Here is a 7,777-nt window from a genome sequence, read left to right as displayed (position 1 = left end):
TATGTCGATGCCCTGCCGGACTTCGTGAAGCTCGCCGAGAGCTTCGGACATGTCGGCATGCGCGTCGACCAGCCGGCCGATCTGGAGGCCGCGATGACCGAGGCGTTCGCGATGAAGAATCGTCTCGTGTTCATGGACGTTATCGTGGATCCGACCGAAAACGTCTACCCGATGATCGCCGCCGGCAAGGGCCACCATGAGATGCACCTGGCACCGAGTCTGTCGGATCGCGAGCTGGCCTAGACCGCGTCCCGAGCGAAAGAGATCTTAAGACATGAGACACATCATTGCCGTGCTGCTGGAGAACGAGGCGGGCGCACTCTCGCGCGTCGCCGGGCTCTTCTCGGCCCGTGGCTACAACATCGAATCACTGACCGTCGCCCCGACGGACGATCCGACCCTCTCGCGGATGACCCTGGTCACCACGGGCAACGACGACGTGGTCGAGCAGATCAAGAAGCAGCTGAACAAGCTGATCGACACCGTAAAGCTGCTCGATCTCTCCGAGGGTCCGCATATCGAGCGCGAGATGATGATGATCAAGGTACGCGCCGAGCGACAGGATCGCGAAGAGCTCAAGCGCCTGACCGAAATCTTCCGCGCCAAGATCATCGACGTGACCGACACCAGCTATGTCATCGAGCTGACCGGGGCCTCCAAGAAATTGGATGCCTTCATCGACGCCGTGCCGGAAGGGCTGATCGTCGAGGTCGTGCGTTCGGGGCCCACCGGCATCTCGCGCGGCGACAAGGGCCTCACCATTTAAACCGCGTCTTCGTGCGACATGAGCCGTTTTCCTGTTCGCTCGGTGTGGTGCCTGTCCGTCGCCTCTGTGGCGGACGCGGTTTAAGTATTCAATCAATTGCCTGGATTGAGCTGCTTGCGCGGTTGCGGTTCACAGTCCCGGATCGGATCCGAGTGAGCGCCTGAAGGCTGCTCGCCTCCCGGTGCCCCTCATACATCTCCAGCTGAAGGATTCATCTCAATGACCATCAACGTGTACTACGACAAAGACGCCGACCTCTCCCTCATCCAGGGCAAGCAGGTCGCGATCATCGGTTACGGCTCGCAGGGTCATGCCCATGCCAACAATCTGAAGGAATCGGGCGTCTCCGTGGTCGTCGGACTTCGGCCCGACTCGGCCTCGGCGGCCAAGGCAACCAACGCAGGGCTCGAGGTTCGCTCGATCGAAGAGGCCGTGAAGGGTGCGGACGTGGTCATGATCTTGGCACCCGACGAGCACCAGGCCGCGCTCTATCGCGAGCAGGTCGCACCCAACATCAAGCAGGGTGCAGCGCTCGCCTTCGCCCACGGCTTCAACGTGCATTTCGGCCAGATCACGCCGCGCGAAGATCTCGACGTCATCATGATCGCGCCCAAAGGTCCGGGCCATCTGGTGCGCTCCACCTACACCCAAGGCGGCGGCGTGCCCAGCCTGATCGCGGTCCATCAGGATGCGACCGGACAGGCCCGCGATATCGCGCTCGCCTACGCCTCGGCCAACGGCGGCGGTCGCGCCGGCATCATCGAGACCAACTTCCGCGAGGAGTGCGAGACAGACCTCTTCGGCGAGCAGGTCGTGCTCTGCGGCGGGTTGACCTCGCTGATCAAGGCCGGTTTCCAGACCCTCGTCGAGGCCGGTTATGCGCCCGAGATGGCATACTTCGAGTGTCTGCACGAGGTCAAGCTGATCGTCGACCTCATCTACGAGGGCGGCATCGCCAACATGCGCTACTCGATCTCCAACACGGCCGAATACGGTGACCTGACCCGCGGTCCGCGCATCATCACCGACGAGACCAAGGCCGAGATGAAGCGCATCCTCGGCGAGATCCAAAACGGCCAGTTCGCCAAGGAATTCATCCTCGAAAACCAGGCCGGCGCGGCCTCGATGAAGGCGATGCGTCGACTCGGCGAAGAGCACCAAATCGAAGAGGTCGGCGAGCGTCTGCGCGACATGATGCCTTGGATCCGCGAGAAGAAGCTGGTCGACAAGTCCCGCAACTGATCGCCGGCATCCCTACGCCTTTGCGGGATCCGATCGCTCGGATCCCGAGAGATTCAAACTTGATCGGGCCCAAGCGCCATCTTGCCTCTGGCCGAGAGGTCGGAGCGGCGGACCGTGGCGATCGATTCGAGCCTGTCCGACCATCGGTTTCAACTCGTCTGCGGCGGCCCGGGCTTCTTCGACCGTGGCAGCCTCGGGGGCTTGATCGATCGGTTCGGCCGCCCGATCACCGATGTGCGTCTCTCCGTGACGGATCGATGCAATCTGCGCTGCGTCGATTACATGTCGGAGAAGATGACCTTTCTGCCGCACAGCCATAACTTCTGCGGAGACTGCAATCGCGTACGGGCGACCGCCGAGGGGCGTCTGCTGCTCTGCCCAGGTCAGGAGCATTCGGCCGATCTGCGCCGGGCGCTGCGCGGAAATCCCACCGAGGACGAGCGGGACAAGAAGGCGATCGTCGCGGCCATGCAAATCAAACCCCGCGGCCACGACTTCGATCTTCAGGCCAAGCCGATCATTTTTCGTCATATGATTATGACGGGGGGGTGAGGAGTGAGGAGTGAGGAGTGAGGAGAGCCGTAGTCGGTTGGGCAAAGCGCAGCGTGCCCAACCCGCGCCGACATCACAGGAAACCGTTCGGCACGCTGCGCTTTGCCCAACCGACCGGTTCTCATGAATGGTCTGCGTGCGCTATCCGCCGGTGACCGGCGGGAAGATTGCGATCTCGTCGCCGTCTTTGATTGTCGTGTCCAGCCGGGCAATCTCCTGATTCACCGCCGCCAGAACGGATTCGCCTTCGGCCAATGTCGTTGACCAGGGCTCGCCGCGGGTACGCAGGTGCGCGAGGAGATCCGCCACGGATTCGATGTTTTGCGAGATATTCAATTGCTCCCGCGCCAGTCCAAGGCTCTCTCTGAGCCGAGCGAAGTACAGGATATCGATCATATTATTTCCTTCCGCTACTCTATGCCTCCGAATATCGGGCCTCACTTTCTTGCCGCCCAAACAACTGCCGATACAGGTTCACACCGCCATCGGGGATAACCCGCCCGACAAAACCCTAATCACCTGAACCGCGTCCCTCGGAGTCTATTGAGCTCGGGGAGAAGGATCCGACCTCCGCCCCATCCATGTCCCGCCGAACGCGGTTCAGCCGAAGAGGCCCCGGAACGGGATGAAATCCACGAGGTCACCTTTGTGGATGACCTGATTCTCGGGAATCTCCACCAGACCGTCCGCCCAGGCGACCGAGGAGAGCACGGCGGACGAGCGGCTGGGAAACACCGCAAGCTCCTGCACGCCGTCTTCGTCGATTTGAATGCGCGCCCGGTGAAACTCCCTGCGTTTGTCGGGGCGTGGCCAGTCGAAACCTGCACGGATCCGAACACTCACGGGACGCAGATCCCCGGCTACACCCTGCTGCCGCCTGATCACCGGGATGCCGAAGAGACAAAAGGTCACGAACAGCGAGACCGGGTTACCCGGATTGCCGATGAAGGGTGTCGTGCCGATCCGACCGAAGGCCAGCGGCTTGCCGGGGCGGATCGCGATCGTCCAGAGCTCGAGCGTGCCGACGCGCTCGAGCGCGGTCTTGATGTGATCCTCTTCGCCGACCGAGACGCCGCCGCTGCCGACGATCAGATCGGCCTGTGCCGCACCGCGCAGCAACGCCTGCTCCGTGGCCGAAAGGCTATCCTCCACGATGCCCAGATCCACCACCTCGCAGCCGAGCTGCTCGAGCAACCCGAAGAGCATGAAGCGGTTGGAGTTGTAGATCTGTCCGGGGCCGAGTGCCTCGCCCGGCATCACCAGCTCGTCGCCGCTGGAGAAGACCGCGACGCGCAGACGCCGACGCACGCTGATCCTTGCGGCACCGACCGAGGCGGCCAGCCCCAGATGCTGTGGCGCGAGACGGGTGCCCGCGGCGATCACCTCGGCGCCGGCCCGGATATCTTCGCCGAGACGGCGGATGTTCGCGTCCGTCCTGCAGTCGAGCGGGACTTGAACCCACTCCCCGGCAGCCTCGCAGATCTCCTGGACGACCACCGCATCGCAGCCTTCCGGGACCGGGGCACCCGTGAAGATGCGTGCCGCGGTACCGGGCTCCAATGCGCTCCCGGTCGAGCCGGCGGGGATGCGCTGAGCTACGCGCAGACGCCCGCCGGCGGCCGCCAGATCCGCATGACGGATCGCATAGCCGTCCATCGCGCTGTTGTCCCAGGCGGGGACGTCGATCGCGCTCAGAACCGGTTCGGCCAGGACGCGGCCGAGTCCTTCGGCGATCGAGACGGTTTCGGTCCCGCCGACGGGCTTGACACGCGCGAGCAGTCGTTCGAGTGCATGCTCTTTGGTCAGCGCCGTGCGCCCGGGCGCGTCACAGCCGCAAGGATCGGTCGTCATGCTCAACGCTCCAGCAAACGCGGAATGAGCTGCGCGAAGTTGCACGGTTGCGTGCGGCTGTCCAGCTGCGCCAGGAGGATGCGATCCCAGGCGGTGCGGCAAGCCCCGCTGGAGCCCGGCAGGCAGAAGATGAAGGTCCCGTTGGCCAGCCCCCCGAGCGCCCGTGACTGCAAGGTCGAGGTGCCGATCTCTTCGAGCGAAAAGCTCCGGAACAGCTCGCCGAAGCCCTCGAGCGGCTTGTCGAGCAACGGGGTCACGGCCTCCGGCGTGCTGTCCCGACCGGTGACGCCGGTGCCGCCGGTGCTCAGGATGACCTGGATCTCGGGGTCGGCGATCCATTCGGAGAAGGCCGCGCGCATCCGGTAGATGTCGTCCGGGACGATCCGTTTGGCCATCACCCGATGTCCGGCCGCCTCGGCGCGCTCCACCAGACATCGCCCCGAGGTGTCGTTCTCCTCGGTACGCGTATCCGAGACGGTCAGGATGGCGATCTGTAGGGGCAGAAAGTCTTGGTCTTTGAAATGTTTCGGCATGGCGTCGTCCTGTGCTGCGGCGTGCCGCGGTTGTGGCTCTGAATCCCGTCGCGTTGCATTGTATTCGGATGCCGGCCGCGGTCGCGATTCCAGGCTTGAGACCAGTGTTTGCGCGAGCCAGGTGTCTTCATCGTCGAAGACCGGTTCCGCAAGCACACGGATGTGAAATTCCGTTCCCGCCTCGGAGATCTCCTGAAGGGTCAGGGCGCCGCCGTAGCGTTGGATCAGCCCGGTGCTCACCGAGAGGCCGAGCCCTGTGCCTTTGCCTGCACCCTTGGTCGTGAAGAAGTGCCTGAAGATCTTCTCGATCAGATGCGCCGGAACACCCGGCCCGGTATCTCTGACGCTGATGAGGATGCCGCGCGCTTCCCAGTCCCTCGAGCCCACTTCGATCAGACCGCCGTTGGCCTCGACGGCATGGACGGCGTTGACCAGGAGGTTGACGATGATCTGCTGAAGGTCTTGACGGCCGATCCGCACGGGGCAGGTTGCCTGTAGATCGAGACAGACCTTGAGCCTGTTGCCCTGGGCCTGGTCGAGCACCAGACCGAGCGAGTCCTGGATCAGGGTCGCCGTCGCCTCCGGCGCGAGGAGCTCGACATCGTCCATCGGCCGGGCGATATAAAGCAGGCTGTCGATGATCTTGCGAATGCGCTCGATCTGCTGAACGATGAGATCGACCTCCATGCGCACAGACCAGACCGTCGGCCCCAGCTCATGCGTCACCAGGTTCACGTAGCCGAGCATCACCGCAAGCGGGTTGTTGATCTCGTGTGCAACACCCGCGATCAGCTCGCCGACTGCGGCAAGTTTCTCGTTTTGAACCCATTGCTTATAGCGCGCCTCTCGCAGCAGTGCGAGGACGTTCTCGAGATCCTGATCGATCTGTCGGATCTCGACTGCGCCGCCTGTTTCATCCATCTCGTTTGCGTCGATCTTCGCCTCGGTGGTCTCGAAACCGATCCGCAGCCGGCCCGAACGCCGGCGTTCCCGATCGCGATCCAAAGGCACGGGATCGCTCGTTCAGGTCGGACCCGACGGCCGATAACGCGCCGGCAGACTCAGTGCGGCATGTCCACGGATCCGTCATCCGACCACTCCTTCAACTTGCGTTCGACCGTCTTTCTCGACACGCCCAAGGCGCGTGCCGCGACCGTTTTGTTGCCGCCCGCGACGGCAAGGGCGTTCATGATGTGCGAGCGCTGCACGGCCTCCAGCGACGAGGCGGGTGAGCCGGTTGCGGACTCCTCCGCGTTTTGCACCGTCGATTCGCAGACATATTGCGCCACGGGGTTTCCGAGCAGCAAGGATCGCTCTATGACGTTGCGCAGCTCCCGGCAGTTGCCCGGCCAATCATAGCGGGTGAGCTGTTGCAGATCCCAGGCCGTGAGCTCGGGCGTCGGAACCCCCAACTCCGTGGACAGGACATTGAGAAAATAACGGGCGAGGTGCTCGATGTCACCCTTGCGCTCGCGCAACGGCGGCAGCTTCAGATCGACGACGTTGATGCGATAGTAGAGATCCTTGCGGAAGCGGCCGGCGAGGACCTCCGCGGCCAGATCCCGATTGGTCGCCGTGATCACGCGTGCATTGACCGGGATCTCCTGGCTGCCGCCCACCGGGCGATAACGTCGCTCCTCCAACACCCGCAGGAGCTTCGCCTGCAAGGCGAGCGGCATCTCGCCGACGATGCGTTTCGCGGAGGGGCGTTGCTCGCATTCTCGGTGCAGTAGAAACTGCTCCCGGGCCACCCGTCGACGCTCCTGCGCGCGCTTATCGAAGATGATGCCGATTTTCGATCGAGAGGGGCAGATAAAGCTCCAACCCATTGATTTCCAGATGGCTCGAAGGCGATTTTGGCCGATTTTCGCCGGGGCACGCCATGAGTCTTCATGAACTTCGTGATTCGAACCACTCTGCGCAACGTGATCGATCCGCAATTGAAACTCGGCGAAGAGGATATCGCCGCCATCGCTCTGGATCCGCGCTCGCGCGACGATATCCCGCAGCTCTTGCGTGGACTGCAGCACATCCACACCACCCCGCAGGTGCGCGAGCCGGTGTTCGCGATCCTCGCCGAGCTGCGCCCGCCGGGCGGCGGCGAGGACGGCAAGGCGAGCCCCGAGACGGGGCGACCCGGTCTGTCGTAGTGGGCGATCCTGGTGCTCGGCGTGCTGCGCTTGGGGCTCAACGCCGACTGCGACCGCATTCTCGAGCTGGCCAATCAGCACACCACCCTGCGCAAGATGCTCGGCCATACCGACTGGGCCGACGACACGACCTACAGCCTGCAGACGCTCAAGGACAACGTGAGCCTGTTCACGCCCGAGCTGCTCGACCGCATCAACCAAGCGGTGGTGGGTGCCGGGCATGCCTTGGTCAAAAAAAGTCCGGACGATGCCCTCGCGGTGCGCTGTGACTCCTCCGTGGTCGAGACCCACGTGCATTATCCGACCGACATCAACCTGCTCTTCGATGCGGTGCGCAAGGCCATCCAGACCAGCGCCGGGCTGTGCGAGGACGCCGGCCTGAGCGATTGGCGGCAAAGCGCCTACAACGTGCGCTGCTTGAAGAAAGCCTATCGTCGGGCGCAAACCCTCAAGCGCTCCACCGCGCAGGATCCGGACCAACGCGCGGCACGGCGTGTCGAGATCGAAGCGGCCCATGCCGCCTACCTGGAGTTGGCCGAGGGCTTTCTGATGCGGGCGCGCGAGACGCGCATCCGCCTGCACCTGATCGCCGCGTTGCCGCACGTCCAGCTCGCGCCGCTGGATGCCTTCATCGCCCACGGCGAGCGGCAGATCGACCAGATCCGGCGCCGCGTGCTGTGCGG

General features: G+C 63.7%; 8 protein-coding genes and 2 pseudogenes. 5 read left to right on the top strand and 5 right to left on the bottom strand.

From position 1 onward, the window contains the following. The 4 genes from VLR48_RS04605 to VLR48_RS04590 form a co-directional block, all read left to right on the top strand. A partial coding sequence (locus VLR48_RS04605; protein WP_325290648.1) for a thiamine pyrophosphate-dependent enzyme occupies window positions 1-243 on the top strand: 243 nt, incomplete at its 5' end. A 31-nt stretch (window positions 244-274) separates the two neighbouring features. After that, window positions 275-766 (top strand): acetolactate synthase small subunit, encoded by a 492-nt coding sequence (ilvN, locus tag VLR48_RS04600; RefSeq protein ID WP_120798476.1) that lies wholly within the window; start codon window positions 275-277, stop codon window positions 764-766. A 225-nt stretch (window positions 767-991) separates the two neighbouring features. Beyond that, window positions 992-2,008, top strand: a complete 1,017-nt coding sequence (gene ilvC / locus VLR48_RS04595) for a ketol-acid reductoisomerase (RefSeq protein ID WP_325290650.1) — start codon at window positions 992-994, stop codon at window positions 2,006-2,008. A 114-nt stretch (window positions 2,009-2,122) separates the two neighbouring features. Then, window positions 2,123-2,560 carry a hypothetical protein gene (locus VLR48_RS04590; RefSeq protein ID WP_325290647.1) on the top strand — a complete coding sequence of 146 codons (438 nt, stop codon included), beginning with the start codon at window positions 2,123-2,125 and terminating at the stop codon, window positions 2,558-2,560. Between the two features lie 141 nt (window positions 2,561-2,701). Here the strand turns inward: VLR48_RS04590 and moaD are convergent, their stop codons facing one another. The 5 genes and pseudogenes from moaD to VLR48_RS04565 all read right to left on the bottom strand — a co-directional run bounded on the left by moaD (window position 2,702) and on the right by VLR48_RS04565 (window position 6,695). Then, entirely contained in the window at window positions 2,702-2,956 is a 255-nt protein-coding gene (moaD, locus tag VLR48_RS04585; protein WP_325290646.1) for a molybdopterin converting factor subunit 1, read from the bottom strand. Window positions 2,957-3,160: 204 nt separating this feature from the next. Continuing rightward, window positions 3,161-4,411 carry a gephyrin-like molybdotransferase Glp gene (gene glp, locus VLR48_RS04580; protein ID WP_325290645.1) on the bottom strand — a complete coding sequence of 417 codons (1,251 nt, stop codon included), beginning with the start codon at window positions 4,409-4,411 and terminating at the stop codon, window positions 3,161-3,163. A gap of 2 nt (window positions 4,412-4,413) precedes the next feature. Next, on the bottom strand, window positions 4,414-4,944 hold the full coding sequence (gene moaB / locus VLR48_RS04575; protein ID WP_325290649.1) for a molybdenum cofactor biosynthesis protein B: 531 nt from the start codon (window positions 4,942-4,944) through the stop codon (window positions 4,414-4,416). Window positions 4,945-5,109: 165 nt separating this feature from the next. After that, window positions 5,110-5,865: pseudogene (locus VLR48_RS04570) on the bottom strand (sensor histidine kinase); the annotation flags it as partial. A gap of 140 nt (window positions 5,866-6,005) precedes the next feature. Continuing rightward, window positions 6,006-6,695: a sigma 54-interacting transcriptional regulator gene (locus tag VLR48_RS04565; RefSeq protein ID WP_325290644.1), complete on the bottom strand. Its 690-nt coding sequence runs from the start codon at window positions 6,693-6,695 to the stop codon at window positions 6,006-6,008. A 165-nt stretch (window positions 6,696-6,860) separates the two neighbouring features. On the opposite strand from VLR48_RS04565, the pseudogene VLR48_RS04560 reads away from it, so the two are divergent. After that, window positions 6,861-7,777 (top strand): annotated as a pseudogene (locus VLR48_RS04560) (ISNCY family transposase); the annotation flags it as partial.

This window comes from Thiocapsa sp. (genome assembly GCF_035467215.1).
In the GTDB taxonomy this organism is placed as follows: Bacteria; Pseudomonadota; Gammaproteobacteria; order Chromatiales; family Chromatiaceae; genus Thiocapsa.
Note: the sequence above shows the minus strand (reverse complement) of the source record. Positions and strands in the feature narration are given on the sequence as shown.

Coding starts and splice junctions, on each gene's coding strand:
- glp (WP_325290645.1), bottom strand. CDS start 4,411: ATGACGACCGATCCTTGCGGCTGTGACGCGCCCGGGCGCACGGCGCTG.
- ilvN (WP_120798476.1), top strand. CDS start 275: ATGAGACACATCATTGCCGTGCTGCTGGAGAACGAGGCGGGCGCACTC.
- moaD (WP_325290646.1), bottom strand. CDS start 2,956: ATGATCGATATCCTGTACTTCGCTCGGCTCAGAGAGAGCCTTGGACTG.
- moaB (WP_325290649.1), bottom strand. CDS start 4,944: ATGCCGAAACATTTCAAAGACCAAGACTTTCTGCCCCTACAGATCGCC.